Annotated in this window: 22 protein-coding genes; 17 read left to right on the forward strand and 5 right to left on the reverse strand. The window is 63.2% G+C overall.

Going from position 1 to position 26,784, the window contains the following annotated elements; all coding sequences use genetic code 11:
* The 3 genes from ABNU97_RS10395 to glnE all read left to right on the forward strand — a co-directional run.
* Positions 1-219 (forward strand): co-chaperone GroES (locus ABNU97_RS10395; protein ID WP_348766646.1); only part of this gene is annotated, 219 nt, incomplete at its 5' end.
* Between the two features lie 52 nt (positions 220-271).
* The gene (gene groL / locus ABNU97_RS10400; RefSeq protein WP_348766647.1) at positions 272-1,921 is read left to right on the forward strand and encodes a chaperonin GroEL; all 1,650 of its coding nucleotides are present in this window, start codon (positions 272-274) and stop codon (positions 1,919-1,921) included.
* A gap of 378 nt (positions 1,922-2,299) precedes the next feature.
* Positions 2,300-5,071 carry a bifunctional [glutamate--ammonia ligase]-adenylyl-L-tyrosine phosphorylase/[glutamate--ammonia-ligase] adenylyltransferase gene (glnE, locus tag ABNU97_RS10405; RefSeq protein WP_348766648.1) on the forward strand — a complete coding sequence of 924 codons (2,772 nt, stop codon included), beginning with the start codon at positions 2,300-2,302 and terminating at the stop codon, positions 5,069-5,071.
* A gap of 7 nt (positions 5,072-5,078) precedes the next feature.
* Here the strand turns inward: glnE and ABNU97_RS10410 are convergent, their stop codons facing one another.
* Positions 5,079-5,801, reverse strand: a complete 723-nt coding sequence (locus ABNU97_RS10410; RefSeq protein ID WP_348766649.1) for a hypothetical protein — start codon at positions 5,799-5,801, stop codon at positions 5,079-5,081.
* A gap of 54 nt (positions 5,802-5,855) precedes the next feature.
* Entirely contained in the window at positions 5,856-6,980 is a 1,125-nt protein-coding gene (locus tag ABNU97_RS10415) for a glycosyltransferase family 2 protein (RefSeq protein ID WP_348766650.1), read from the reverse strand.
* A gap of 225 nt (positions 6,981-7,205) precedes the next feature.
* On the opposite strand from ABNU97_RS10415, the gene ABNU97_RS10420 reads away from it, so the two are divergent.
* From ABNU97_RS10420 to ABNU97_RS10430, 3 genes are all read left to right on the forward strand, one after another.
* Entirely contained in the window at positions 7,206-8,180 is a 975-nt protein-coding gene (locus tag ABNU97_RS10420; RefSeq protein WP_348766651.1) for a glycosyltransferase family 2 protein, read from the forward strand.
* Positions 8,181-8,284: 104 nt separating this feature from the next.
* Positions 8,285-9,550 carry a glycosyltransferase gene (locus ABNU97_RS10425; RefSeq protein WP_348766652.1) on the forward strand — a complete coding sequence of 422 codons (1,266 nt, stop codon included), beginning with the start codon at positions 8,285-8,287 and terminating at the stop codon, positions 9,548-9,550.
* A 46-nt stretch (positions 9,551-9,596) separates the two neighbouring features.
* Positions 9,597-10,814 (forward strand): glycosyltransferase family 4 protein, encoded by a 1,218-nt coding sequence (locus ABNU97_RS10430; RefSeq protein WP_348766653.1) that lies wholly within the window; start codon positions 9,597-9,599, stop codon positions 10,812-10,814.
* A 48-nt stretch (positions 10,815-10,862) separates the two neighbouring features.
* Here ABNU97_RS10430 and asnB read toward each other — a convergent pair whose 3' ends face one another.
* Positions 10,863-12,752, reverse strand: a complete 1,890-nt coding sequence (gene asnB, locus ABNU97_RS10435) for an asparagine synthase (glutamine-hydrolyzing) (RefSeq protein ID WP_348766654.1) — start codon at positions 12,750-12,752, stop codon at positions 10,863-10,865.
* 273 nt (positions 12,753-13,025) lie between these two features.
* Here asnB and ABNU97_RS10440 point away from each other — a divergent pair, with 273 nt between their 5' ends.
* The 3 genes from ABNU97_RS10440 to ABNU97_RS10450 all read left to right on the forward strand — a co-directional run bounded on the left by ABNU97_RS10440 (position 13,026) and on the right by ABNU97_RS10450 (position 16,029).
* Positions 13,026-14,273 carry a glycosyltransferase gene (locus ABNU97_RS10440; RefSeq protein ID WP_348766655.1) on the forward strand — a complete coding sequence of 416 codons (1,248 nt, stop codon included), beginning with the start codon at positions 13,026-13,028 and terminating at the stop codon, positions 14,271-14,273.
* A 95-nt stretch (positions 14,274-14,368) separates the two neighbouring features.
* Complete coding sequence (locus ABNU97_RS10445; protein WP_348766656.1) at positions 14,369-15,244, forward strand: polysaccharide deacetylase family protein; 876 nt, start codon at positions 14,369-14,371, stop codon at positions 15,242-15,244.
* The gene (locus ABNU97_RS10450) at positions 15,241-16,029 is read left to right on the forward strand and encodes a class I SAM-dependent methyltransferase (RefSeq protein WP_348766657.1); all 789 of its coding nucleotides are present in this window, start codon (positions 15,241-15,243) and stop codon (positions 16,027-16,029) included. Before ABNU97_RS10445 ends, ABNU97_RS10450 begins: the two co-directional genes overlap by 4 nt.
* Positions 16,030-16,036: 7 nt before the next feature.
* On the opposite strand, the gene ABNU97_RS10455 is transcribed toward ABNU97_RS10450, so the two are convergent.
* Entirely contained in the window at positions 16,037-17,284 is a 1,248-nt protein-coding gene (locus tag ABNU97_RS10455) for a glycosyltransferase (RefSeq protein ID WP_348766658.1), read from the reverse strand.
* A gap of 208 nt (positions 17,285-17,492) precedes the next feature.
* On the opposite strand from ABNU97_RS10455, the gene ABNU97_RS10460 reads away from it, so the two are divergent.
* From ABNU97_RS10460 to ABNU97_RS10485, 6 genes are all read left to right on the forward strand, one after another.
* On the forward strand, positions 17,493-18,635 hold the full coding sequence (locus tag ABNU97_RS10460) for a glycosyltransferase family 4 protein (RefSeq protein WP_348766659.1): 1,143 nt from the start codon (positions 17,493-17,495) through the stop codon (positions 18,633-18,635).
* A 36-nt stretch (positions 18,636-18,671) separates the two neighbouring features.
* Positions 18,672-19,439: a lipopolysaccharide kinase InaA family protein gene (locus tag ABNU97_RS10465; protein WP_348766660.1), complete on the forward strand. Its 768-nt coding sequence runs from the start codon at positions 18,672-18,674 to the stop codon at positions 19,437-19,439.
* Positions 19,440-19,474: 35 nt separating this feature from the next.
* Positions 19,475-20,605, forward strand: coding sequence for a glycosyltransferase family 4 protein (locus ABNU97_RS10470; RefSeq protein ID WP_348766661.1), 1,131 nt, complete (start codon positions 19,475-19,477; stop codon positions 20,603-20,605).
* Entirely contained in the window at positions 20,602-21,576 is a 975-nt protein-coding gene (gene rfaD / locus ABNU97_RS10475) for an ADP-glyceromanno-heptose 6-epimerase (RefSeq protein ID WP_348766662.1), read from the forward strand. Before ABNU97_RS10470 ends, rfaD begins: the two co-directional genes overlap by 4 nt.
* Positions 21,577-21,689: 113 nt before the next feature.
* Positions 21,690-22,613 (forward strand): branched-chain amino acid transaminase, encoded by a 924-nt coding sequence (locus ABNU97_RS10480; protein WP_348766663.1) that lies wholly within the window; start codon positions 21,690-21,692, stop codon positions 22,611-22,613.
* A gap of 34 nt (positions 22,614-22,647) precedes the next feature.
* Entirely contained in the window at positions 22,648-23,376 is a 729-nt protein-coding gene (locus ABNU97_RS10485; protein ID WP_348766664.1) for a 3-deoxy-D-manno-octulosonic acid kinase, read from the forward strand.
* Here the strand turns inward: ABNU97_RS10485 and ABNU97_RS10490 are convergent.
* Positions 23,352-24,308, reverse strand: coding sequence for a lipid A biosynthesis acyltransferase (locus ABNU97_RS10490; protein ID WP_348766665.1), 957 nt, complete (start codon positions 24,306-24,308; stop codon positions 23,352-23,354). The two genes, ABNU97_RS10485 and ABNU97_RS10490, sit on opposite strands and share 25 nt — an antisense overlap.
* Positions 24,309-24,432: 124 nt before the next feature.
* Here ABNU97_RS10490 and hldE point away from each other — a divergent pair, with 124 nt between their 5' ends.
* Both hldE and ABNU97_RS10500 read left to right on the forward strand, forming a co-directional pair.
* Positions 24,433-25,875 (forward strand): bifunctional D-glycero-beta-D-manno-heptose-7-phosphate kinase/D-glycero-beta-D-manno-heptose 1-phosphate adenylyltransferase HldE, encoded by a 1,443-nt coding sequence (hldE, locus tag ABNU97_RS10495; RefSeq protein ID WP_348766666.1) that lies wholly within the window; start codon positions 24,433-24,435, stop codon positions 25,873-25,875.
* Positions 25,872-26,784, forward strand: a 913-nt coding sequence (locus ABNU97_RS10500) for a glycosyltransferase N-terminal domain-containing protein (RefSeq protein ID WP_348766667.1), incomplete at its 3' end; no start/stop codon positions are given. The genes hldE and ABNU97_RS10500, both read left to right, overlap by 4 nt.

The following is a 26,784-nucleotide window of genomic DNA, read 5'->3' on the forward strand; positions in this document are numbered from 1 at the left end:
GGTATCGTCATTCCCGATACGGCGGCCGAGAAGCCCCAGCGCGGCGAAGTGGTCGCGGTTGGCAACGGCAAGCCGCTGGACAACGGTGAAACGCGCAAGCCGGAAGTCAAGGTCGGCGATAAGGTCATGTTCGGCAAGTTCTCGGGCACCGAAATCAAGGTCGACGGTGACGAAGTCGTCGTGATGCGCGAAGACGACATCCTGGCGGTGCTGGGCTAAGCCCACCGCTTACGTCCACCGTTTACGAACACAGTATTAGGGGAAGCTAGCAATGGCAGCTAAAGAAGTACGTTTTGGCGAAGACGCACGCTCGCGTCTGGTACGCGGCGTCAACACGCTCGCGAACGCCGTCAAGGTGACGCTGGGCCCGAAGGGCCGCAACGTCGTGCTCGACAAGAGCTTCGGCGCGCCGACGATCACCAAGGACGGTGTCTCGGTCGCCAAGGAAATCGAACTGGACGACAAGTTCGAGAACATGGGCGTGCAGATGGTCAAGGAAGTCGCTTCCAAGACCTCCGACATCGCCGGTGACGGCACCACCACCGCCACGGTCCTGGCCCAGGCCATCGTCCGTGAAGGCGTGAAGGCCGTGTCCGCGGGCATGAACCCGATGGACCTCAAGCGCGGCATCGACAAGGCCGTGGACGCGGCGGTCAAGGAATTGGCCAACCTGTCCAAGCCGTGCGACGACGAGAAGGCGATCGCCCAGGTCGGCTCCATCTCGGCCAACTCCGATGAAGACATCGGCAAGATCATCGCCGATGCGATGAACAAGGTCGGCAAGGAAGGCGTGATCACGGTCGAGGAAGGCTCCGGCCTGTCCAACGAGCTGGACGTCGTCGAAGGCATGCAGTTCGATCGCGGCTATCTCTCGCCGTACTTCGTCACCGATAACCAGACGATGCAGGCCGAGCTGGATAACCCCTACATCCTGCTCCACGACAAGAAGATCTCCAACATCCGCGACATGCTGCCGTTGCTGGAGAACGTCGCCAAGGCCAACCGTCCGCTGATGATCATCTCCGAAGACGTCGAGGGCGAAGCCCTGGCGACGCTGGTGGTCAACAACATGCGCGGCATCGTCAAGGTCGCCGCCGTCAAGGCGCCCGGTTTCGGCGATCGTCGCAAGGCGATGCTCGAAGACATGGCCGTGCTCACCGGCGGTACCGTGATCTCGGAAGATCTCGGCATGAGCCTCGAGAAAGCCACGCTGGAAGATCTGGGCGAAGCCAAGAAGGTGCAGATTTCGAAAGAGAACACCACCATCATCGATGGCTCGGGTTCCAACAACGATATCGAAGCCCGTATCAAGCAGATCCGTGCGCAGATCGAGGAAAGCTCCTCGGACTACGACAAGGAGAAGCTGCAGGAACGCGTGGCCAAGCTCGCCGGCGGCGTGGCACTGATCAAGGTCGGTGCGGCCACCGAAGTCGAGATGAAAGAGAAGAAGGCGCGTGTCGAAGACGCCCTGCACGCCACGCGTGCAGCCGTCGAAGAAGGCATCGTGCCCGGCGGCGGCGTGGCCCTGCTGCGTACGCTCAAGGCGATCGAACAGGCCAAGGGCGACAACCCGGACCAGGAAGCGGGCATCCGTATCCTGCGTCGCGCGGTGGAAGAGCCCCTGCGCCAGATCGTCTACAACAGCGGCGCCGAGCCGTCCGTGGTGGTCAACGAAGTGCTTTCCAAGGAAGGCAACTACGGCTACAACGCGGCCACCGGCGAATACGGCGACATGGTTGCCATGGGTATTCTCGACCCGACCAAGGTCAGCCGTACCGCGCTGCAGAACGCCGCTTCCATCGCCAGCCTCATGCTGACGACCGAAGCCGCCGTGACCGACGTCCCCGAGGACGACGACAAGGGCGGTGCCCCGGATATGGGCGGCATGGGTGGCATGGGCGGAATGGGCGGCATGATGTAAATCATGCGGTCCACGTCCGGGATGCCTATCCCTGCGTGAACGAAGGGCCCCGCCTTGTGCGGGGCTTTTTTATGGCTACGGTATACGCAGCAGGGGCGATGATGCTGTCACCAAGCGGCTTGAGCGGTGCCGAATTTCCGCTGTGGCCTGCGCCGGTGGCCACGGCACTGAAAGCGTGCTGGCGGGGCGGCTGCTTCGGGTGCGCGAAGTGTCCGGCATCGATCGCCTCGAACCGACATGCAGATCGGGCAGACGCGGTTGCGTTGCGGACTCGCCACTCAGGCAGGCGTATCGAGCGGGTACGCCACGCAGGGCTGGCGTCGGGGCATAACAGCGATACCATGCTCCCTGTTTGATGATCGACTGGGAGCATAGCCGGTGCCTCAACCCGAAAACGAGTCGCGTATTCGCCAGCGGAGCCATTTTCTCGACGGCTGGTGCGAGCAAAATCCGCAGCGCCTGCAAGCGCTCGCCGACAACGGACGTTTGCACGACGCGGATGCAGAATGCGTGGCCGAACCGCCCAAGCCCGAACCCGGCGGCGCGTTTGACGCTGCGCTGAGGGCCTTCCGAAACGAAACCCTGGCGATCATCGCCTGGCGGGATCTGGCCGGCGTGGACACGCTCGAGGCCACGCTGAGCGCGCTGTCCCTGTTGGCCGATCGGTGTATCGAAGCGGCACTGGTGGCGGCCGAGCAGTCGGTCCAACAACGCCATGGCGTATTGCGGGATGCCCACGGTGAGTTGCAGCGGCTCATCATCATCGGCATGGGCAAGCTCGGCGGCGGCGAACTGAATTTCTCGTCGGACATCGATCTGATATTCGCCTACCGCGGCCCCGGCGAGTCCGACGGTGACAAGCCGTTGGACGCAGAAGGTTATACCAAGCGCGTGGCGCGTCGCCTGGTGCAGATTCTCAATGAGTCCACGCGCGACGGGTTTGTGTATCGCGTTGATACGCGGCTGCGGCCGTTTGGCGATGCCGGGGCACTGACCGCGAGCATCACGGCGATGGAGAACTACTATCAGGCGCACGGCCGCGAGTGGGAACGCTATGCCTGGGTCAAGGCACGCCCGGTGGCCGGGGATCTCGCGGGCGGGCAATCCCTGATTCGGGCACTGCGACCGTTCGTATATCGGCGTTATCTCGACTATGGCACCTTCGAGTCGATTCGCGAGATGAAAGCGCTGATCGACCGCCAGGTAGTCAAGGCCGAGCTGCAGGACAACATAAAGCTCGGCAGTGGCGGCATTCGCGAAATCGAATTCATCGTGCAGGCCTTTCAGCTGATTCGGGGCGGCCAGGAGCCGTCGCTGCAGGATGCGCGGCTGTTGCCCACGTTGCGGCGGCTCGCCCGGGACGGCCATCTACCCGCGCATACGGCCCAGGAGCTTGAGACGGCCTACCGATTTCTGCGGCGGGCCGAGAACCGACTGCAGATGGTCGATGACCGCCAGACCCACGAACTGCCGCAGGACGAAGACGAGCGGGCCGCGCTGGCCGAGTCGATGGCCTATGACAGCTGGGGCGCATTCAGCCAGGCGATGCAGGCGACTCGCGAAGGCGTTCATCAGGCGTTTGAACAGGTGTTCGTTTCGCCGCAGGCTGACGATACAACGGCGGATAAGGAAACCCAGCGCCTCAGCGCGTTCTGGGATGGCGATCTCGATGAAGCGCAGGCGCGTGCGCTGCTGGCGGAATACGGCATCGAGAATGTCGCTGCCGTACGCGAGGCGTTGACCGATATCCAGGGCCAGAGTCTCTATCGGGGACTAGAGGATCGCGGGCGGCGCTGGATCGCGCGCCTCATTCCGCTGCTGTTTGGCGCGGCTGCACGCGCCGATAATCCGGATCTGGCGATCACGCGCACAATCGGCGTGCTGGCAGCGATCGTCGGCCGCAGCACCTATATGGCCTTGCTGGTGGAACATCCGGCCGCGCTGTCCACGCTGATGCGGCTGTGTGCAGCCAGTGAGTGGATCACCAGCCGTATCCGCGCCCAACCGTCGTTGCTGGACAGCCTGCTGGATCCGCGTCAGCTGTATCGGCCGCCGCGTCGTGCCGAACTGGCGGCCAATCTCGCCGCCGATATGGATGCTATCGACGCAGACGATCTCGAACTGCGCATGGATACGCTACGTCGGTTCAAGCAGAGTGCGACGTTGCGGATCGCCGCGGCGGACGTCAGCAATTCCATGCCGCTGATGATCGTGTCCGATCATCTCACCGAGCTGGCCGAACTCGTGCTCGACGTGGCTTTGGATATGGCGTGGCACCAGATGACGCGCCGCTATGGTACCCCGCGCGATGACGACGGCGAACGCGCGCCGTTCGCGATCATAGCTTATGGCAAGCTCGGCGGGCTGGAGCTTGGCTATACCTCCGATCTGGATCTGGTTTTCGTATACGACGGGGCCACCGAAGCCATGACGGACGGCGACCGCCAGCTTACGCATCAGGCGTTTTTCACCCGTCTGGCCCAGCGCCTGATTCATGTGCTGAGTACCCAGACCGCGGCCGGGCGTGTCTACGAGATCGACATGCGGCTACGCCCGAGCGGCAAGGCGGGGATGATGGTCACCCATATCGATGCCTTCGAGCGCTACCAGCAGGAACATGCCTGGACCTGGGAGCATCAGGCGCTGGTGCGGGCGCGTCCGGTAAGCGGTCATGCGGGCCTGGGGGCACGCTTCGACGAGATACGGCGCGCCGTTCTCGCCAAGCGCCGTGACAGGCGTGCGCTCGCGCGCGAAGTCTGCGACATGCGCGATCGCATGCGCGGGGTCAAGGATGAAAGCCAGGGCGAATGGCTCGATGTGAAGCAGATGTCGGGCGGCCTGATCGATATCGAATTCATCGCCCAGTTCATTGCACTGGCCTACGGTGCAGACTGTCCGGAGCTATTGATTTTCACCGATGCGATCCGCGTGCTGGAAACCTACGAGTCTGCCGGACGAGCGGATTATGAAGATATCAGGACGCTCACCTCGGCCTACCGGCGATATCGGCGAATCGTCCATGCGCAGTCTTTGCAGCGACAGCGGGCCATGACCGGCCAGGGCCAACACGCCGAACAGCGGCGCGCCGTCGCGGCGATATGGCAGGCCTGGCTCGGCGACGTCCAGCCCGATGACGGCCAAGCCCGCTGAGGCAAGCTCAACGTCTCCAGACGCGGGTATGCAATTGCGAGTTGAACTGCGCGATTCGGCTGGCCAGTTCGAGATCTCGAGATAGATAAACGAGTTCCGCGCCGCGCTTGTCGATCGCGTCCACCGCGGCGCGATCGGTATTGTTCGCGGTCACCAGCAGGTACTTGACGGCATCGGCCTGGGCACGGGCCTCGAAGCGCGCCATCAAGCGCGACATATGATCGATGCGCTGGCGTCGGCGTTGCTCGGTGAACACGTAGTACGTGCTGTTGATGAAGCAGATACAAGTACGGGCGAGATCGATATCGGGCAGGCCATCGCGCATCAGGTCGTATTCGCTGATGCCGGGCGTCATCTCGTAGAACGCGTCGAATAAATCGCTGCCGAAACGCCGGTCGGCGGCTTCGCGCGCACGGTCGAAATCGATGCCGAGCGAGCGGATATGCGGATGGGCATCCTTGAGCGCCTTGGTGAAGGTGCCTACGCCGCTGCCGTAATCCACCACCCAGTCGATATTGGCCCAATCGATGTACTTGTCGGTGACCTCGATCAGGCGCGCATAGGATTCATAGTGCGTTTGCGAACCCAGATCCCAGGGGTCGTCGACCAGGTCATAGAGGATGCGGCACTCATCACGCGTGATGTTCTCGTTGTTTTCGTAGGCGCGGATGATCTCGGCGCTGGCGCGCGGCGCCGGTGTCGGCTTGGCGCGTTTTCGGAATAGCCTCATGAACTCAACTGCCAGATGGTGGAGCGCCGCGGAGCCGGTATGGCCCGCGCCCGGTCAATTGCTTGGCGTGGCGGCTCGCGTTGGCTGCTGCCGGCCGTGCCGTACGGTATGACCCAATAACGGCAGTTTGGAAAACTCGACCGCGACTCGCAACCAGCCACTGTTTCGTGCCGCTTTGCGGCAGACGAAAAGCCAGCGTTGGACAATCATGCGGGAGAAGGCCGGCTGCGGATAGATACCTGTGCGTTCATTCGCGCGCAGCAGACCCTCAAGCCAGTTGCGAGCCCAGCGTAGATAATCGACGTCCAGCGGGGCGCCGGTCTGTGCCAGTACCGGCTCTCGGCCGTGGTATTTGAACAGGCAGCCGTGGCGGATGAGATCGGACTCCGTATAGTGGACACCCAGAGCCGCAAGCTGGCGACGATAAATCGCCAGGTCGGCCTCGCGCTGCGCCTGCGTATGGGTAACAGAGACCTGGCTGTCGTGTCGCCGATAGCTGGTGAGCGGCTCGGGTTGGTTGGCGAACTTGAGCGTTGCGATCATGCGGGCCCACAGCTCGTAATCCTGTGCGATCCAGAAGGCCTCGTCGTAGCGGTGATGTTCGAACGCCGACCTGCGCAACATCATCGAGCCCTGGGCCAGCGCGCAGTCATAAATCATGCGACAGGCAATTTCGTCGGAGTCGGTGGGTAGGCAGTAGGTTTGCCCCGATAATTCATTGCCGCGCGCGTCAATGCAACGCATCCAGCTACCGACACCCGCGATCTCGGCATGTGAGTCGAGATACGAAACTTGGCGATATAGCCGATGCGGCGCGCACAGATCGTCGGCGTCGAGGAAGGCGATATATTCGCCGCGGGCGAGATCAATGCCGTGATTGCGTGCAGCCGGCCGGCCCAGATTTTTTGCATGGGTAACGACACGTAAACGCGTGTCGCTGGCAAAAGCGGCGATTAAAGCAGGCGTGGCGTCGGTCGAGCCGTCATCTATGACCAGAAGCTCGAAATCGGTAAAGGTTTGTGCAAGCACGCTTTCGATCGCTGCAGCGATATAGTGCTCGACGTTGAAGGCCGGCATCAGCACGCTGACCCGGCACGAGGGCGCATGCGCTTGATCCGCGCGATCACAAGGCTGTACGCCGTTTTCTGTCGGCGCGGATTGTATCGGAGTGCTAGCCAACGAACTCTTGCCTGTCTCGAATTGTTATTATGGTAAGTAAAGGGCGCTTTATTCGGCTTTTTTCAACAAGCAGGGCACCAGCCAGACGATAGCACCCCGCGCGCGACGGTTGGTAGTCTCAGCAGGCGACTGCCGATGCAATACCGGCGATCGTGCCATCAAGGCAGTTTATCTCTTGGATCGGCGCCAGACCCTTTGAATTTTTGACTCCGCAGACCGTTCACGATGCCGACCGAACCTGTGTCCTCAGCCACCCATCCGTCCGTCACCGTCGTAGTCGCGTCGCACAACCGAGCGCATTCGCTGGCGGCCACGCTCGAATGTCTTGGCCAGCAACGGCTCGATCACGCGCGCTGGCGCGTGATCGCCGTTGATAACGCCAGTTCCGATGACACGCAGGATGTGCTGACGCGGTTTGTGGCCGATGGGCGATTTGAGCTGTTGGCGCTCAGTGAGCCAAAGCCAGGCAAGCCGCGGGCCCTCAATCGTGCGCTCGAGCAGATCGACGACGGCCTTGTCGTCTTTATCGACGACGACGTCAATCTGGGCCCTGACTGGCTGCAATCGTACATCGAAGCCGCGGGGCGTTGGCCGGATCATGCAATCTTCGGCGGGCCTATCATTCCGGTATTCCCGGTCGATGCGCCGGCCTGGGTCCAGGACGAGCGCTACGTGCGCCAAAGCCCCATGTTTGCCTATTACGAGCCGCGCCAGGACGAAGGATTGACCACGGGCGTGCCGCTCGGGCCAAACATGATGATCCGCCGTAGCGCGATCGCAGAGCATCGCTTCGATGAACGACTTGGCCCGGGCGGTACACACGGCTTGATGGGCGATGAGACAGAGTTCGAGCGCCGGCTAACACGTATGGGGCATCATCCGTACGTCTTCGTGCCTGGCGCTCGGGCGGAGCACCGGGTACGCCATGAACAGCTGAGTGTTGAAGCCGTCTGGTCTCGCGCCTATCTGTGGGGGCGCACGATGGCGCTCGCCCATGGACGAACGCCGCGTGGGCCTTATCTATACGGCGTGCCGCTACGCTACTGGTATGGCGCGTTACGCGCTTGGCTGCGATATGCGCCTTTTGCCTTTGGCCCCGAGCATTTTCGCCTCAAGTACGGCTGGCAATGGCAAGTTCGGTCTGGCCGGATACGGGGTTATCTTGATAGCCGATCAAGCCAGCGTGCGTCGTATAAATGACGGTCGATGTCAGCTCGGTCGGTTCTCTTGTCTGGTGGCAGCGGGCGTATGCGAAGCACGGCGGTTGGGCGCTCGCAGGTAGTCAAGCGCTGGGAGTGTGATGCATGGGACGCGCCACCACAGGTATCGATAAACCTCAGGGCCCGGCGCGGCGCAATTGCCCGGGTTCGTTGATTTACCGTCTCAATCTGGACGTGATCGGGGGCGCGGAGGTCTGCTTTGCGCAATATGCGGCGTATCGGCGCGCCCAGGCGCGCACCGATACGGTGGTTGTCGGGTCGAGCGTTCATCCACGTTTCGCGTCCATAGTCGAACCGCCATTTGCTGTGGTGCCGCGCGACCGCCTTCGTTGGTGGCACGGTCTGCGTCTGCCCAGGGCGGCCCGAGGCCTGCGCGCCCGCAATGCGGTAACTCAGCTGGTGCGTGGCGACACCATGGCGTTGTTGGGCTGGAACACGATAGGCAATCGGGAGATCGTGGATATCTCGCGCCGAGCTCGTTTACCCCTTCTACACTACGAGCATGGGCAGGCATGGCGCACCGAGCGTCATCATGCGCATGAGTATCTGCGTCACGTACAGGGCGTCATCAGTAATAGCCATGCCGCGGAGCGTATGCTGGCGCTGCGGTGGGCGTGGTCCGGGCCGACCGCGCGGGTGTATTGCGCGATTGATGGCGTACTGCCGCTGCGTGCGGCGCGTGCGGGCGTGGCGCGCGACCGACAGCTGTGGCTTGGAATTGCCGGGCGGCTTACAGAACTCAAGGGCCATCGAATCGCGCTGCATGTGCTCAAGGTGTTGCGTGATGTGCATGCCCTGGACGTGTGCTTGGCCATTGCAGGAACCGGCGAGGACGAGCCGGCGCTGCGCAACGAGGCAGATCGTCTGGGTTTGACTCGCGTCGTGCGCTTCGAAGGTGCCGTGGCCGATATGACCGCCTTCTATGATGCGATGGACGTGATGCTCGTGCCTTCGCTGCGAGAATCCTTTGGCCGAATCAGTATCGAGGCCCAGGGTCGTGGCTGCCCGGTAATCGCGACGGCTAGCGACGGTCTGCCTGAGACGCTGCCTGCAGTGATGCATGATGTTGCTCTGGTCAGCCCCACGTGGTCGCTCGAAGAATACGCGCAGGAGCTTGGTGGCAAGGCCGATATCGGCGCGCCGTATGTCTATGACTCAGAAAGCGATAGTTTGCTCGCCCCTCGCGCGCCAACGCCGTCAGACCTTGCTGCTGCCGTCGCGGGATTGGTTGCGTCCGATGCCCGTTATCAGCAGGCCAGTCGGGCGGGCCTGGCTCATGTCAACGAGCGTTTTGCGCTTCACGACTACGGCCCGAACGTTGATCGTGCGATCATGGAACTCGCGGGCTAGTCGGGTTGGCCACTCACGATAGTTGTCCGCCAGAGGCAATACGCTGATGCGCATAGTGCACCGGATCAATCTCGATGTCCCGGCGGGCGTCGAACACCAGTTTCGTTCGTTGATCTGCCATGATCGAATCCAGGCTGCTTTCGACCACGACGTTGTTTACGGCAGCGGTCTGCATCCTGCCTTGGCGCCGTATATTCTGCCTTGCGTGGGTACGGCCACGTCTTTCAAGCGTGCGGGCCGGCTGCGCTTGCCGCGTCGTCCGGCGTTCTTGCGTCAGCAAGCGCTGGCACGCCGCCTCCGGCGGCTGCAGGCGGACGTGCTCCTGTCCTGGAGCGGATTCGCGCGCGATGCCGTCTCCGCCGCGGCAAGGAATAGCGCAACGCCACTGGTCTACCGCGAAGGGGGCGGTTGCTGGTTTGAGCACTCGCGCGATGCCGCTGAGCGCTTCGTAGGCGAAATACGGGGCGCGATATGCAATACGCACGCGTCGATGCGCATGCTGCAACTCAAGTGGGGCTTCGAAGGGCAGGCTAGGGTTTGTCTGGGAGGAATTCGCCCGGACGTGTGGGCTGCTGTAAACGCGTCGCTATCCGATCCGCCCGTCGACAGACCGACGGTTCCGCGGATAGGCGTCGCTGCGCGCCTCGCCTCGGAAAAAGGTGTCTGTCTTGCCATCCATGCGCTAGCCTGTCTGCAGGCGGATGGCGTAGAGGCAAGCATGGATATCGCGGGCAATGGGCCTGATCGGGCCCGGTTGGAAGCCTTGGCGGATACGCTGGGCGTGCGTTCTCGTATTGTTTTTCTCGGCCATGTCTCCGACATGCCGGCGTTCTATCGCTCTATCGACGTTCTGTTGCACCCGGCCCTACAGGAGCCGCTCGGTAATGTAACCATCGAGGCGCAGGCGTTCGGTGTGCCCGTGGTCGCGACTTGTGTTGATGGCATGGCGGAGACGATCCAGAGCGGTGAAACCGGTACGCTTGTCGCCGCGGGGCAGCCTTACGAGACGTACCCGCGATGGGGCGGCACGCCATCGACGATGCAATCCACCCAAGTCTATGATCCGCAGGGCGATTGCTTGAAACCGGCTGCTTTTGCGCATCCGCGAGCGTTGGCGGACGCGGTGGCCGAAATCGTCATGGATCACCCGTTTCAAGCACGCCTGTCTACGGCAGCGAGCGCACGGGCAGAGCGCCTGTTCAGCTTCGAACGTCATGTGTCGGACTTCATCGAAACGATCAGGCTGTTTGTGCCCGGCGCCTGACGAGTTCTAACCGTGGCTATCCACCGTTTGACAGCCCGTGGGCCGCGGTCAGTCGTTCAGGAACGACTCAAGCCACGCCTGGAACATCAGGACACACCATAGCTGCTCGCTGGCGTCGTATGTTCCGGCGCGGTGCTTTTGCCAGACCGCTTGGATGCGGTCGGCGTTGAAATAGCCTTCGCGTCGCAAACGGGTAGAGTCGAGCAACGCGTCGCTCCAGTCGCATAACGGTCCACGAAGCCATTGCCGCAATGGCACTTCGAAGCCGTGTTTGGGTCGCTCGACCGTTTCCCGTGGTAGATAGCGGTAGAGCAGTTGTCGGGCCAGCCATTTCGGCTTGCCGTCGCGATATTGCTGTGCTGCCGGCAGGCCGAGGGCGAACGTGGCCAAATCGGTGTCAAGAAAGGGCGCGCGCGTCTCAAGACTTGCTGCCATCGCGGCTCGGTCCACCTTGACCAGGATATCGTCGGGCAGATAGCAGCCGGCATCCGTGGCCTGAAGCCAGCGTTGCGGATCTCGTGTTGCCTCGGCTGGGGCGTGACGCAGGAATGCGGTCTTGTTCTCATGGCCGCCGAGCACGACTTGCTCCGGGTTTGGCCATTGGCTCGTGGTATCGCGATAAAATCGCGGCAGGTCGCCGGCGGCGCGTGTGATCGCGGCCTGACGGGCGTATTTGGCATGTTTTCTTGGAGAAAACCGCGCCTTCATGTCGAACAGGCTTGCCTGCAGGTTGGGCCAGCGTGTTTTGCCGCCGTGGCGGCGCCAGTGCCGACCAATATCGTTGTAGTGGTGATAGCCTGCCAAAAGTTCGTCGCCGCCGTCCCCTGACAGGGCTACGGTCACGTGCTGGCGTGCCATGCGCGATAACATGATCGCCGGAATCTGAGCCGGATCGGCTAGCGGTTCGTCGTACACCTCGGGCAATGCAGGCATCACCGCGCGCAGATCCGCGTCGGAAACGGTAATTTCGTGGTGCGTTGTGCCCAATAGCGCAGCGGTTGCTCTGGCTTGCTCGGCTTCGTTTATGCTCGCGTCGTCGAACCCGATGGTGAACGTTTGTATTGGCCGACTCGTATACGCCTGCATCAGCGATACGATCAAGGAAGAATCGATGCCGCCGGACAGGAAGGCGCCGACGGGCACATCAGCCACCATGCGATCGGCGATCGATGCGGATAGCAGCCGTTCCAATTCGTCTACCGCCTGTTCGTCTGGTAGGGGGGCGGGCGAGGCGCAGGCCAGTTTATCGAGATCGAAATAACGCCTGGGTGAATCGAGTTCCAAATCGGCACCGACCCGCAAAAAGCTGCCCGGCGGGAGTTTTTTGTAGTGCAGGAAGATGCTCTGTGGCCCCGGGATATAGGCGTGACGCATGAACTCAGTGAGCGCACCGCGATCGATGGTGGTATCGAATCGCTTGTGTTTGGCCATGGCCTTGAGTTCGGAAGCGAACAACAGCACGCCGTTGTGAACGCCGTAATAGAGGGGTTTTTCCCCGAAGCGATCGCGGGCCAGATACAGCTGCTGTTCGGCGCGATCCCAGACCGCCAGCGCGAACATGCCTTCGAAGACGCGCAGCGCAGCCTCTATGCCCCATTCCGAGAAGGCCGCGAGTACCACCTCGGTATCGGAGCCTCCGCGGAAAGCATGTCCACTGCGGCGAAGCTGCTCTTTCAGACGGCGGAAATTGTATATTTCGCCGTTGAACACGAGTACATAGCGGCCGTTCACGGAGTGCATGGGCTGTGCGCCCAGCGGTGACAGGTCGAGCACGGCCAGGCGGCGATGTCCCAGAGCGACGTGGCCGCCAGAGTAGTCGATCCAGCTGGCGCGATCGTCCGGGCCACGGTGCACGAGCGCGTCGCGCATCCGATCGATGCTAGCCGCCAGAGATTCGGTATCGGGCTGGCGTTGGAGAATACCGGTTATGCCGCACATCGTTGCTATTGTCGGGTGCCAGGATCGCCTTGTCGATAACTTCGATGCGAGGCGCGTGTCAGCTTTGCCGGGTTCGTATTCGCGGCTACGCCAAGCACTCGCAATGCCGGTTCAACATGTACGCTCAGAGCTTGCGGCGGTATCGGGCGCCGATATCATAGGCGGCCGTGGCTGGCTCGGTGTTTCATCATTCAGGGCAGGGGGATGGCGCGGATCGGGCCCGCAAGCCGCTGGGCGTATCGATACGCCGTCGTGATATAGGCAGAACCACCGATGAATATCTCGTCGTCAGTACTTGGCCACGTAGCTGTCTATTGCCCCGATCTCGGCGGTGGTGTGGCGCATATCGCGTTGATTCAGATCGGCATACTCCAGTCGGCCGGGTACAGCGTCGATCTGATCGTGCATCACGACGTCGGTGAGTACCGGGCACAGGTGCCGGAGGGCGTGCGTATTCTGGCGCTGGCAAGCTCGGATACAAAGCGAACCGATCACAGTATTGCGCGCGCGCTTCAAGGGCATCCGCTCCTGCGTTTGCGCATGCGCTACGTTTCGCCCAATCGCCTGACCGATCTGACATTTCTGCCGGCGCTGATCGAATATCTTGAAACACGACAGCCGGTCCTCGTGTTGGCCAACGTCTGGAATACGGTGCTGAACGCTGGCTGTGCTGCGGCTGCAGTGCAGCGGCCACCGCGGGTGATAGGCGTGTTTCACGGCACCTTTTTCGCCGAGGCCGTACAGCGGCGCTCGGCCCGCAGGCATCCGCTACGATGGCGGCATTTCTTCGCGTTCTGCCGTCACTTCTATTCCCGAGCCGGTGCCTTGGCAAGCGTTTCCGACGGGGTGGGCCGGGACCTTGTTCGGATCGTCGGCGTAGCGGACGGCCGTGTGGAAACGTTGTCGAATCCGGTTGTTTCACCAACGCTGATGGAACGAGCCGCCGAGCGTGTTACCCACGCATGGCTAGACGTCGGCACCGCACCGCTCATAGTGGCTGTCGGGCGCTTGAGCCCGGAGAAAAACCATGGCTTGCTGCTGCGTGCCCTGGCGCGGGTGCTTAGCTACCATGCCGATGTGCGTCTAGTGATTCTGGGCGAAGGCGGTGAGCGAACGCATCTGGAAAGTTTGCGGGACGAGCTCGGCCTTACAGACTGCGTATTGATGCCTGGTTGGGTGGACAACCCCCAAGCATGGATGGCGCGGGCAACACTGGTTGCGCTGTCGTCTAACTGGGAAGGCCTGGGTAATGTGCTGATCGAAGCACTGGCCTGTGGCGTTCCGGTCGTCGCCACCGATTGTCCCCATGGCCCGCGTGAAATTCTCGACCATGGTCGTTATGGACGGCTGGTGCCGGTCAACGATGTCGCCGCGTTCGCATCGGCCATAGCGCAAACAATCGGCGCCGAACGCAACAGCGACGTATTGATCGCACGAGCGCAGCATTATTCGGTGGCAGCTGCGACTATGCGCTATCGCGCGCTTGTCGAGCGGGTTTTGTCAACAGATTCCTTCGGCTAGCGTTCGCAGCGGCCGCTACGTATATTGCACAGCGGCTCAGGGGCATCGATGAATTGAAGTCCGATGCCGATCCCCGTGCAATAACGGAAGGTTCAATGGCACGTATTCGATCGCGTTATCGCCGCGTTTTCTATGGTCACGGTGTGGCCGATCCGCTCTCGGCGCCGGAGGTGAGTTCCGACCGCGTGACCCATGTGCATCCGCGCGATCTGGATGAGTTCCTGCGACGGCATGGACACCAGGCGAAGATCACCTTCGATGACGGTTATGCAGACAACCTGACCGTCGCACTGCCTATTCTCGAGCGCTATCGAACGCCGGCTACGGTGTTTGTGACCACCGGTTTCATCGAGCGCAACCGGCCCCTGCTGTCGCGCGTTGCTGCGGCGGTCGCACGGCATGGGGACTGGCGTCGTCCGTCGGTCGAAGCGTGGTTACGCGAGATCCCCGAGGACGACGCAAAGGCTGCGTTCGCTACCCTTCGTGGCGTGCTCAAGAAGATGACCAACCATGAGCGCTTTGCACAGCAACAGGCGATCATGGACGACTATGGCCTGGCGCCGGCTGAACTGACGGCAGACTATCTGACCCTTGAGCAGCTGCGCGAGCTCGATGCGCATCCGCTCATTACCATTGGTGCACATACAATCAGCCATCCCGATCTACGCCATGTCACCGATGCGGAGCTGGAGGAGGAGCTCGTGAGCGGCCGCGAACGGCTCGAATCGTGGCTCGGGCATGCCGTGACGACGCTGGCGTATCCGTTCGGCGATAGCGATGCGCGTGTGCGCCGTGCAGCGGCTGACGCCGGCTATAAACGAGCCTATGTGACCACTAACCACGGCTGGCGCAGCGAAGTGCCCATCATGCGTCGCCTGGACTGGCCACGACGCGATTTGGCCTGGGAAGTGTTTCGCATGCGCGAACGCGATCGCAAGCTTGCCGCGCGACAGCAGGAGCGTGGGCAATGACGCCGACAGGGTGGATGATCGCTGTTTTCATGACGACCTTGGTGGCGCTGGTCGTGGTCATCAGGCAGCAGCATCGGCTGCGCAAAGCGCAGAAACGCATTCTCTCCAGGCTCGCGGATCAGCGCAGTGCCGGCGTCTACCACGATCTCAACGAGTATCGCCAACTCACGACGTTCCAGCAGTTACACGCCTATCTGCGTCCACGTTTCATACTGCCGCCGATGCGCGATTGGGCAATCTCACCGGATTTTGCCGTACTGCTGGTGCGCCTTATCGAGGATCGCCGGCCAAAACGCATCGTCGAGTTCGGCAGCGGCAATTCGACGCTCGTATGCGCATATTGTCTGGAGCGGCTAGGTGGCGGCGAGATCATTTCGATTGATCACGATCCGCAGTTCGCGGCCAGGACGCGCGACGAGCTGTCGCGCCACCACCTGGGCGCGTGGGCGGATGTGCGTGTTGCTGAACTCAAGTCGTCCGCGTATCTGGACGATGAAGGCCAGCCGATTGCCTGGTACGACAGCGCGGTCGTGGACAGGCTGCCCGGGGATATCGACATGGTGATCGTGGACGGGCCGCCGGCAGCCGGGGGGCCGCTTGTGCGTTCCCCGGCTCTGCCGGCGCTGAGCGAGCGCTTGACGCACGCCGCAGTGCTGGTGCTCGACGATGCGGACCGGCCGGGCGAGCAAGCCACCCTGGCGCGCTGGCGCGAGGCGTTTCCGTCCATGGATTTGGCGTTTGAAGCGACCGAAAAAGGGGCCGCAGTCGTGACGGTGAACCGCTGAGGCGCGCTTAGCGGGTCTCGGCGTGGGCGCGCGTACACAGGCGTTCGATCTCGGCTTCATAGGCATCGACCGAGCGTTCCAGGGAAAAATCCGCGGCACGTGCGTGCAATTTCTCGACCGGGGTCGGGTCATCAAGCGTTGCGGCCATGGCGTCGGCCAGGGCTTTGACGTCACCCACCGGTACCAGCCGCCCATACTCGCCGTCGGCAAGGATTTCGCGCGTGCCGCCCGGGCAGTCCGTTGCGACGACCGGGCAACCGCAGGCCATGGCCTCGATCAACGTATTAGGCAGGCCTTCGAATTCGGAAGGCAGCACGCACAGCGCGCTGCCCGCCATCCAGGCGTAGGGATTTTCGGCCCAACCCGGCATGCGGACATGATCTTCGATGCCCAGCTCGGCGATCTGCAGCGTGAGACGATCGCGCTCGGGGCCTTCACCGAGGATGACAAGCCGGCCCTCGCGGCCTGCGTCGAGCAGTTGGGCAAACGCGTCGATCAACACATGCTGGGCTTTTTCCGGTGCGAGGCGTCCGGCGGTGACGATCAAAGGCGTGCTGCGGTCGTTCAGCCAGGGGTCGTCGATCGACTCCGCGGCTCTTTGGATCAGCTCGGGACGCAGTACTGGGTTATACATCGTGCCCACAGCGTGCCTTGGCAGGTTCAAAATCTGCGCCAGGTCGGCGGCGGCCCCGTTCGACACCGCGACGAGTCGATCGGCCTTCGGGTAGAGTCTGCGCATGAGCACCAGCCGGTGTTGCATCACGGCATAGCTGCGCGCATTGGAACGCGTAGCCTCGTAGTTGCGCGAAAAAATACTGCGTTCGATGACAACGGTTGCGACACGATGCCGAGAGATGCCGGCGGCCCACTGGGCGAGCAGCGGGGCTCGATCGTGGGCGCTGATCACCACATCCGGACGCTGTGTTTCCATATAATCGACGAGGGCGATCAAGCGGTGCAGCGGTATCGAGCGTTGCCCCAACCCCAGCGATCCGCGCAGGTGCCGAAGCCCCTCGCTCGGCCATCCGGTGATAAAACGCCGATAACCGCTCCAGCGAGAGCGCCGTTTGAGTTCATGTACCTGGATGCTGTCCGGCACACGCGGTAGATAGGCACCGACCTTGCGTTCGAGCAACAGATCCACACGGTGGCCGCGCTCGACGAGCCCTTTCATGAGTAACAGCGTCGTATGCTCCTGGCCGCCTGCCGGAAAGGTCGGCAGAAAGAAGGCGATATGGCGGGTCTGATGGGGCATGATCTCAAAGGCCTCCTCGGGGGCCGGGCGGTTGTTGCGCCAAAAGACCTATCTTGAAGCCAAAACGCTCGACTCGCCACGGCCGGGGCCTTTCGAAAAGCCAGTGTCATGACGTGTATGGCACAATCGCTGGCCGGCAAGGCGGTTTCGCCAACGCTGCATGTGCGAACCGCCAGCGGGACGTGGCGACAATGGCAACTTGACCTTTATGGACACTCGCATCGGGCTGATCTTCAACCGCTATCGCAGCGACGGCGGTACTGAGCGCATTACGTCCAGCGTGTTCGATGCGCTCGCCGAGGATAACGTCGAGTGGATCGTGTTGACGCGCCGCTGGGGCGGCGCGCTTCCGCCCAATGTTCGGGTCATAGAATGTCGTCCATTCGCGGTGGGACGGCGCTGGCGCTTGCAGGCATTCGTGCGCGCGCTGGAGCAGCAGCTGGACCGTCTCTCGGTAGACTTTGTTCAATCGCAGGTGCATCTGCCCCGGGTCGATATCTTTCGCGCCGATGGCGGCGTGCATGCCGAATGGCTCGAGCAGCGTCGCCGTGCTGCCCCGCCGCTCAAGCGCTGGTGGCGGCGTATGGGCGGCTACCACCGCGACAAGCTGCGCATGGAACAACAAATGTATGCCAGCGATCAGCTCAGGGCGGTGATCTGCAATTCCTATATGGTGCGCGACGATATCAGGCGTCGCTTTCCCACCTGTCGGGCGAAGTTGTGGGTGATCGAAAACGGCATCGACGTGGCGCGTTTCAAGCGCGACGAGGCGGCCGTTGAGGCCGGCCGGCGTACCCGTGCCGAACTCGGCATTGCCGACGATGCGCCCGTTTTCATTTGCGTTGGCTCGGGTTTTGAGCGCAAGGGCGTCAACACCGCGATCGCGGCGTTGGCCAAGACCCACCCGGCTGCGCATCTGCTGGTGGTGGGCCGCGACAGTCGCATGGGCAACTATCGACGCATGGCGCGAGCGCACGGTGTCGATGCGCGTGTCCATTTCACCGGTGCCCGCGACGACGTGCGTCCTTATTTCTGGGCCGCGGATGCGCTCGTTCATCCCGCGCTCTACGAAGCATTCGGCATCGTCATTGCTGAAGCGATGGCTGCCGGTCTGCCGGTGATTGCTTCCGAACGTACCGGTGCGGCCCGGGCCATGGTGGCAGGCCCGGAAACCGGCTGTTTGCTGGACGCGCTTGATATCGAGGGGTTCGCCTGCGCCATGCACACCTACGCCGAACGTAGCGCCTTGGAATGCGAGCGCGGCCGTATTTCCTGCGAAGCGATTGCCCAGGATTATTCGATTGCCCGTATGCGCCGCGAATTGCTCGAGTTCTATGATGGCTTCAGCTGATCGGGCGTTGTGGCTCTACCGCAGACGTGGCGTCGCATGGGAATGACGGTTTGCCGCGGCCTTGTCACGCGCCATGATCTCTGGTGGGTGGATGCCCCCATCGCGGCCCGGCGCCCGGATTTTGCGCAGGCGCAAACCCTCTACGAGGGCACATATACCCGTATCAGTCGCCACCCCGGCCACCCGGCGCTGATAAGCAAACTCGCCTGGGTCAAGAGTGCGCCACGCGACCACATGCGCAAGTTCTGGGCGGCCCAGGCAAAGCGCGAAATAGCCGCGAATCGCATCATGCAGCGGCTGGGCATGCAGACCGCGACCCTGACCGGCTACGGCATTCCGCTTGCGCCCTGGTCGCGGGCAGAGTCGCTGCTATTCATGGACGAACTCCCCGCGCACGACACGCTGCGCGTGGTGCTCACCCATATGGTCGACGAAAACAGTCGGGCCGGGCTGCTCGATCGTATCGCCTGCGACATCGCGCGGCTCTATCGCGACGGATGGCACCATAAGGATTGTCATCTGGAAAACGTGCTGTTGCCGAGGACGGCGGCCGGGGATGGCGCAAGCCCCGCGCTGATCTGGGTTGATAACGATCTGCGCCATAGCGCATGTGGGCCCGTGGTGCGGCGTCGTTTCGATGCATCATTGCGCCAGTTGGCGTATACCTCCCGAAATTTCATCTCGTCCGCCGAGTGGCAGGTATTTGCGCAGCGGCTTGCCCGCTATTTGAGTTCGACCGAACTCGGTCGCGAACTTGCGGCAACCTCGGTGGTCGAGTTCGCGCGTGCCCGGCTGCCCAGCTAGCCATCCGCATGTCGTTTTTCGCCGGAACCTGATTCATGACGCGAGTGCGTAGCGAGCGGTCGCGACCGCGACTGACCCATATCAACCTCGCCCGCGGCTTTCGCGGCGGCGAGCGACAGACTGAGTTGCTCATACGCGAACTCGCGGCCCGGGGCGTGGCCCAGCGCGTGGTCGTACGGCGGGGCGATGTCCTGTTCGAGCGACTGGCCGACGTGCCCGAGCTCGAACGCGTGCCGATCGGCAAGCCGTTCGCGTTGAACGTCGGTGCCGTGCGCGGCGATTTTCTGCATGCCCACGATGGCAAGGGGGCGCATTTCGCCCACGCGGCGCATACGCTGGTCGGTTGCGATTACGTATTTACCCGTCGCGTCGACAACGCGCCATCGCAGAGCTGGGCCACGCGGCGCATGTATCGACAGGCACGCGGCGTGGCCGTGCTTTCGCGCGCGATCGACGCGGTTTTACAGGCGCGTTTCCCGGGGCTTGCGACGGTGCGTATACCCAGCGCCTCGGGCGAATTTCAAACCGTGCCGGCAGCCGTGGCCGAACTGCGCCGAACATTCGGCGGCGAGTGCGTGGTCGGCCACGTGGGCGCGCTCGACGACAGCCAGAAGGGCCAGCGTGATCTGATCGCCGCCGCCCATGCACTCGCGGCCGCGGATAGTGGCTGGCGGTTCGTGTTCGTGGGCGGCGGGCGTGACGAGGCCCTGTTACGCGAGCTTGCCGGCGACAACCCGGCCATTCGTTTTACCGGCCATGTCGACAACGTAGGCGATCATCTTGCCGCGTTCGACCTGTTTGCTTTTCCGTCGGTACATGAAGGCCTGGGTTCAGCGCTGCTCGATGCCATGCACGCCGGTCTGCCGATCGTGGCCAGCGATGTCGACGGTATTCCCGACATCGTGGCGGACGAAAGCAATGGCCTGCTCGTGCCGCCTCGCGACCCGGAAGCGTTGGCCGAAGCGCTCCAGCGTTTGCGCGCCGAGCCGGCGCTGGCCGCGGGGCTTGCGGGGGCCGCACGCGAAAAATCGCTCGCGTATACTGCGGCCGCCATGGCCGACCGTTACCTGCGCTGGTATCGAAGCCTCGGCCTGGATCTCGGGGTGGCCGACGAGCGCGCGGGCATCGATCGCAGCAACGACCACATGGGAGACACGCGCCAGTGATCATCGTCACCGGAGCCGCCGGCTTCATCGGCAGTAATATCGTGGCCGGGCTCAACGCGCGCGGCGAGCGCGATATCCTCATCGTCGACGACATGTCGGACGGCCAGAAATGCCTGAACCTCGCCGACCTGGATTTCAGCGACTATCTCGAATACGACGACCTGCTCGCACGGGTTGAAGCCGGCGAGGACCTCGGCGAGATTCGTGCCGTGTTTCATCAGGGCGCCTGCTCGGATACCACCGAGTGGGACGGCCGCTATGTGATGGCGCGCAACTATCGCTATTCGAAAAGCCTGCACGACTGGTGCGTGGCCCGGGCGATTCCGTTCATCTATGCCTCGTCGGCATCGGTTTACGGCATGGGGCCGGACTTCGTCGAACAGCGCGATGCCGAGCGCCCGCTCAATATGTATGCGTTTTCGAAGTTCGCCTTCGACCAGTACGTACGCGCACAATCGGCCACCACCGGCTCGCAGGTGGCGGGCCTGCGTTACTTCAACGTCTACGGCCCGCGCGAACAGCACAAGGGCAAGATGGCCAGCGTGGCCTGGCATTTCTCGCGCCAGATCGAAGCCGAGGGCGAATGCCGCCTGTTCGAGGGCTCGGAAGGTTACGGCAACGGTGAGCAGCGCCGCGATTTCGTCTATGTCGGCGACTGTGTCGACGTCAATCTCTGGCTGCTGGATTCGGGCGTATCCGGCATCTTCAACTGTGGCACCGGCCGCAGCCAGACCTTCAACGACGTCGCCGACGCGGTGATCGACTGGTATGGTCGCGGCGAAAAACGCTATATCGAGTTTCCGCAATCGCTGGTCGGGCGCTACCAGAGTTTCACCCAGGCGAGCGTGGATGCCCTGCGAGAGGCCGGCTACGGCCCGGCGTTTGCCACCGTGGGCGAGGGCGTGACCCGATATCTCGACTGGCTGGCCGCGCGTGGCCAGGCCGACCGACAGCCCGACCCCAGCAAATAGCTGGCCCATACAACCAACCGGCTGGCCTGCACCGGGGCCGGTGTGGTCAAATAGCCGGCTTCGCCGTGCTGTAACACGGCAGCGCAGCCGCAGGCGTAACAGGAGAAAAGCGCATGACTTCGATGGCCGACCGCGATGGCCTGATCTGGTTCGACGGCGAACTCGTCGACTGGCGCGATGCCAAGGTCCACGTACTCACGCATACCCTGCATTACGGCATGGGCGCGTTCGAGGGCGTACGCGCCTATAACACCGATCGCGGCACCGCGATTTTTCGGCTGGCCGACCATACCCGCCGGCTGTGTCGTTCGGCCAAGATTCTTGGCATGCCCATGCCGTATAGCGAAGACGAGCTCAACGCCGCGCAGGTGTCGGTGGTGCGCGAGAACAAGCTCGAGTCGGCCTATATCCGACCGGTGATCTTCTATGGCTCGGAGGCCATGGGCCTGCACGCCCACGATCTCACCAGCCATGTGGCCATCGCCGCATGGACCTGGGGCAGCTATCTGGGCGAAGAGAACATGACCCGCGGCATTCGCGTTAAGACGTCTTCGTTCTCGCGTCATCACGTCAACTCCGCGATGACCAAGGCCAAGGCGAACGGCCCGTACTTCAATTCCATGCTCGCGGTTACGGAAGCCAACAAGGCCGGCTACGACGAAGCCCTGCTGCTCGACTGCAACGGTTTCGTCTCGGAAGGCAGCGGCGAGAATCTGTTCATCGTGCGGGACGGCGTGCTGTATACGCCCGATCTGACCAGCGCGCTCGACGGCATCACCCGGCGCACCATCCTGACCTATGCCGAAGAGATGGGTATTCCCTATCGGGAAAAGACCATCACCCGCGACGAGGTCTATATCGCCGACGAAGCGTTTCTGACCGGTACCGCCGCCGAAGTCACGCCCATGCGCGAACTCGACGATCGGCCGATCGGCGAGGGCAAGCGCGGTCCGATCACCGAGGCGATGCAGTCACGCTACTTCGATCAGGTGACCGGCAAGCGCGACGATCACTCGGACTGGCTGACGTTCGTATAAAACGGGCGCCGCTTGTCGGCGCCGCGGGTCGGATATGACGCTGCAGATCAAACGTGGCGACCATGGCGAACGCATGGTCTGGAACGACGCCGTTCTGGGCCATGTTGATGGCCAATGCTTCGATCCGGACTGGTGGCGCGCGCGCGACGGCTTGCTGGGCGAAGCCCAGGGCCGCGGCTCGGCCTATTTCCTACAGGGCGCGGACGGCAACGAATGGGTGTTGCGCCACAACCGTCGCGGCGGCGCGCTTGCGCGCATCAACCACGATCGTTTTCTCTATACCGGCATCGAACGTGCACGACCGGTGCGAGAACTGCGGCTGTTGGCTGACCTGCAGGCGCGCGACCTGCCGGTGCCGACGCCGATTGCCGCTCGGGTGCAGCCGGCGCTGGGCTTCTATCGCGGTGACGTGATCACCCGGCGTATTCCCGAGGCCGAGCCGCTCGCCGATCGACTGGCGCGCCAGGCCGTCCCGTCGACCGCATGGCAGCGTCTGGGGGCCGTGCTCGCGCGTTTTCATCGCGCCGGGCTCTGGCATGCCGATCTGAATGCGCGCAACGTCCTCATCGATACGCACGACGACTTCCATCTGATCGATTTCGACAAGGCGCGGCTGCGCACGCCCGGCAAATGGCGCCAGGCCAACTTGGCGCGTTTCCATCGCTCCCTGGCGAAATTCCGTGATGCGTCGCTGGCGTTCAACTTCCTCGACGCGGACTGGAACGCGCTGCGCGGCGGCTACGTATCGGCGTCGGCCTTGTAGGGGTTGTAGCCGGAGCGCTTGAAGCGCTGGTGCAACCAGAAATACTGCTCCGGCGCCTGGCGGGCGACCGATTCGATCATCTGGTTGATGGTGCGGGCGTCTTCGGTTTCGTCGCCGCCCAGCTGATCTTCGATCGCGGGCAGAATGATCAGCCGGTAGCCGCTGCCATCCTCGCAGCGCAGGGTGAAAAACGGCACGACGCTGGCCTTGCTCATCTTCGCCAGGCGGCTGAGCGCGATATGGGTGCGTGCCGGCTGGCCGAAAAAATCTACCACCGTGCCCAGCCGCTTCGGCGGTTTCTGATCGGCGGCATACCAGACGGCGTCCTTGCGGCGCAGGGCCTTGAGCAGGCCCTTGACGTCGTCATCGCGAATGCTCGATCCGCCGATATGGGCTTCGCGGCGGGTACGCATGACGTGGTCGACCACCGGATCGTGCGGCGCCTTGTACATGGCGGTGGTGATATAGCCGAGTTCGCGCAGCGGGCGTTTGGCCATGCGTACGCCCAGCTCCAGCGACGTGAAATGCGCGGATAGCAGAATAATGCCGCGTCCGCGCGCGCAGGCGGCCTCGAGGTTGTCCAGGCCTTCGATATGCGCAAGCGACTCGACCTTCTCGGTCGGCCCCCACCAGCACAGGGCCGTTTCGATCGCCCCCATGCCCACCGATTGAAAATGCGCGCGCAGCAGGCGCTTGCGTGCCGGGGCATCAAGCTCGGGAAAGCAAAGACGCAGATTGATGTCGGCCACCCGGCGGCGCGCGCGGATCACGTGGTAGGCGAGATCGCCGAAGCGCTTGCCCAGCCACATCTGCAGCCCATAGGGCAGACGGGCAAGCACCCAGCCCAGTCCCATCAGTATCCAGCTCGGCCAGTAGCGAGGGGCGTTGAGGGACGGCGAATCGGAATCTTTCGACGGGGCGGGGCTAGCCATGCGAATAAAGCCCCAGCGGTCGGTCGGCAGTCATAGGCACGAACGCGGATCAGGTCGCGGATTGCGCGCTACACAGCACGCAGCAGGGTTTGTATGATGCGCGAATTGTTCGCCCGGTGAAAGCATGCTCACGGTTCCTTCGTTCGAAAACGCGCGCGTCCTGGTGGTCGGCGACATCATGCTCGACCGTTACTGGTACGGCGACACCGGCCGTATTTCGCCGGAAGCACCGGTGCCGGTGGTACGTATCGCCGAAGAGGAACGCCGTCTCGGCGGCGCGGCCAACGTCGCGCTCAACCTCGCCCGGGTGGGCGCACAAACCCGCTTGCTCGGCGTGATCGGTCAGGACGAACCGGCCGACGCCACCCGGTCGCTGCTCGAAGAGGCCGGCGTGGTCGCTGACCTGATCGCCAGCGACACTCACCCCACGATCGCCAAGCTGCGTGTGATGAGCCGCAACCAGCAGCTCATCCGCCTGGACTTCGAAAAATCGTTTGCGCTCGATGGTGCATTCGATCGCGGTGGGCTCGTCGAGCGCTACCGTGCCGCGCTCGAACAGGTGGACGTGGTGGTGTGTTCCGATTATGGCAAGGGCACCCTGGCGGATGTGGATACGATCATCGCTATCGCGGGCGAACGGAATATCCCGGTGCTTGTCGACCCCAAGGGCGCCGACTGGCAGCGCTATGCGGGTGCGCATCTGATCACCCCGAACCTGCACGAGTTCGAGGCGGTGGTCGGGCCGGTGGGTGACGATACGGCGCTCACCCACGAAGCGGCGACGCTGCGCACCCGGCTGGATATCGACGCACTGCTGGTCACGCGTAGCGAAAAGGGCATGAGCCTGTTTGCCCACGACGGCCACCTGCATCTGCCGGCCCAGGCCCAGGAGGTCTTCGATGTGACCGGGGCGGGGGATACCGTGATCGCGCTGATGGCCGCCGGACTCGGCGCCGGCCTGGCGCTGGCCGATGCCGCGGCGATCGCCAACCTCGGCGCGGGTATCGTCGTGGCCAAACTCGGCACGGCGACGGTCACCCCGGGCGAACTCAAGCAGGCGGCCCACAGCCAGCGTAACGGCCCCCGCGGGCTCATCGACGAAGACGCGCTTAGCGCGATCGTGGCCGAGCGGCGCGCGCGCGGCGAGCGGGTGGTGATGACCAACGGCTGTTTCGACCTGCTGCATCCGGGCCATATCGCCTATCTCGAAGCCGCCCGTGCGCTGGGCGACTATCTGGTGGTCGCCGTCAACGACGATGCCTCGGTACGCCGCCTCAAGGGTCCTTCGCGACCGCTCAACGATCTGGATCACCGCATGCAGGTACTGCGTGGGCTGAGCGCCGTGGACTGGGTGGTGGCTTTTTCCGAGGACACGCCCGAGCGCCTGATCTGTCGCATCCTGCCGGATGTACTGGTCAAGGGCGGCGACTACACGCCCGATCAGATCGCCGGCGGTGAATGCGTACGCGCCGCGGGTGGCGAGGTGCGGGTGCTCGAATTCGTCGACGGCTATTCCACCACGTCGATCATCGAACGCATGAATAGCGACGCGGCCGAGCGGCGGTGAACGATCACCCGGCTGGCAGCGCGTTCGCGGCGCGCGTGGCCGATTTTCTGGCGCGCGGGGTCTATTGCCTGGCGACCTGGTCGGCGCTGCCTTTGGTGCTGGCCTATTTCTACTGGCGCGGGCGGCGCGAGCCCGCCTATCGCCGACACTGGAAGGAACGCCTCGGCTGGGTCGGCGACGTGCCCGCCGGCGCGATCTGGGTGCATGCCGCATCGGTCGGCGAAGCGATTCTGGTCACGCCGCTGATTCGGCGGCTCGAACAGGCATACCCGGATCGCGCCATTCTGGTGACCACCATGACGCCCACCGGCCGGGAACGTATCGAGCGGACCTTCGCGGACGATGTCTACTGCCGGTACGTGCCACTCGACACCCGGGGCGCAACACGCCGATTCATGCGCCGCGCGCGTCCCGGCCTGGGCGTGATCGCGGAAACCGAACTCTGGCCGCATCTGCTGGCAGCCGCCGATCGCTACGACGTGCCCATTGCGCTGGTCAACGCGAGTGTGTCGCAGCGCTCGGCCGGGCGTTATCAAAACGTCCTATGGCGGCATACCGTTGCCCGCATGCTTGCATCCCTGGCGGCCATCGGTGCGGCCAGCCCGGGCCACGCCCAACGCTTTGTCGAGCTTGGCGCGCCGGCCCGGAGAGTGCATACGATCGGCAATCTCAAATACGACAATATTCCGGCCGGCACCGACAACGCACAGGCGCTGGCCCTGCGCGAGCAATGGAAGGCACACGACCGACCCATTTGGGTCGCCGCCAGTACGCATGAAGGCGAAGAGGCGCAGGTGCTCGATGCCTGGGCCGAATTGCGCATCCGGCATCCGGCACTGTTGCTCGTCCTGGCGCCGCGTCACCCGCAGCGGTTCGACGCGGTGGCCGACTTGCTCCGGGCCCGCGGCG

It is taken from the genome of uncultured Salinisphaera sp. (assembly GCF_964012375.1).
Taxonomy (GTDB): domain Bacteria; phylum Pseudomonadota; class Gammaproteobacteria; order Nevskiales; family Salinisphaeraceae; genus Salinisphaera.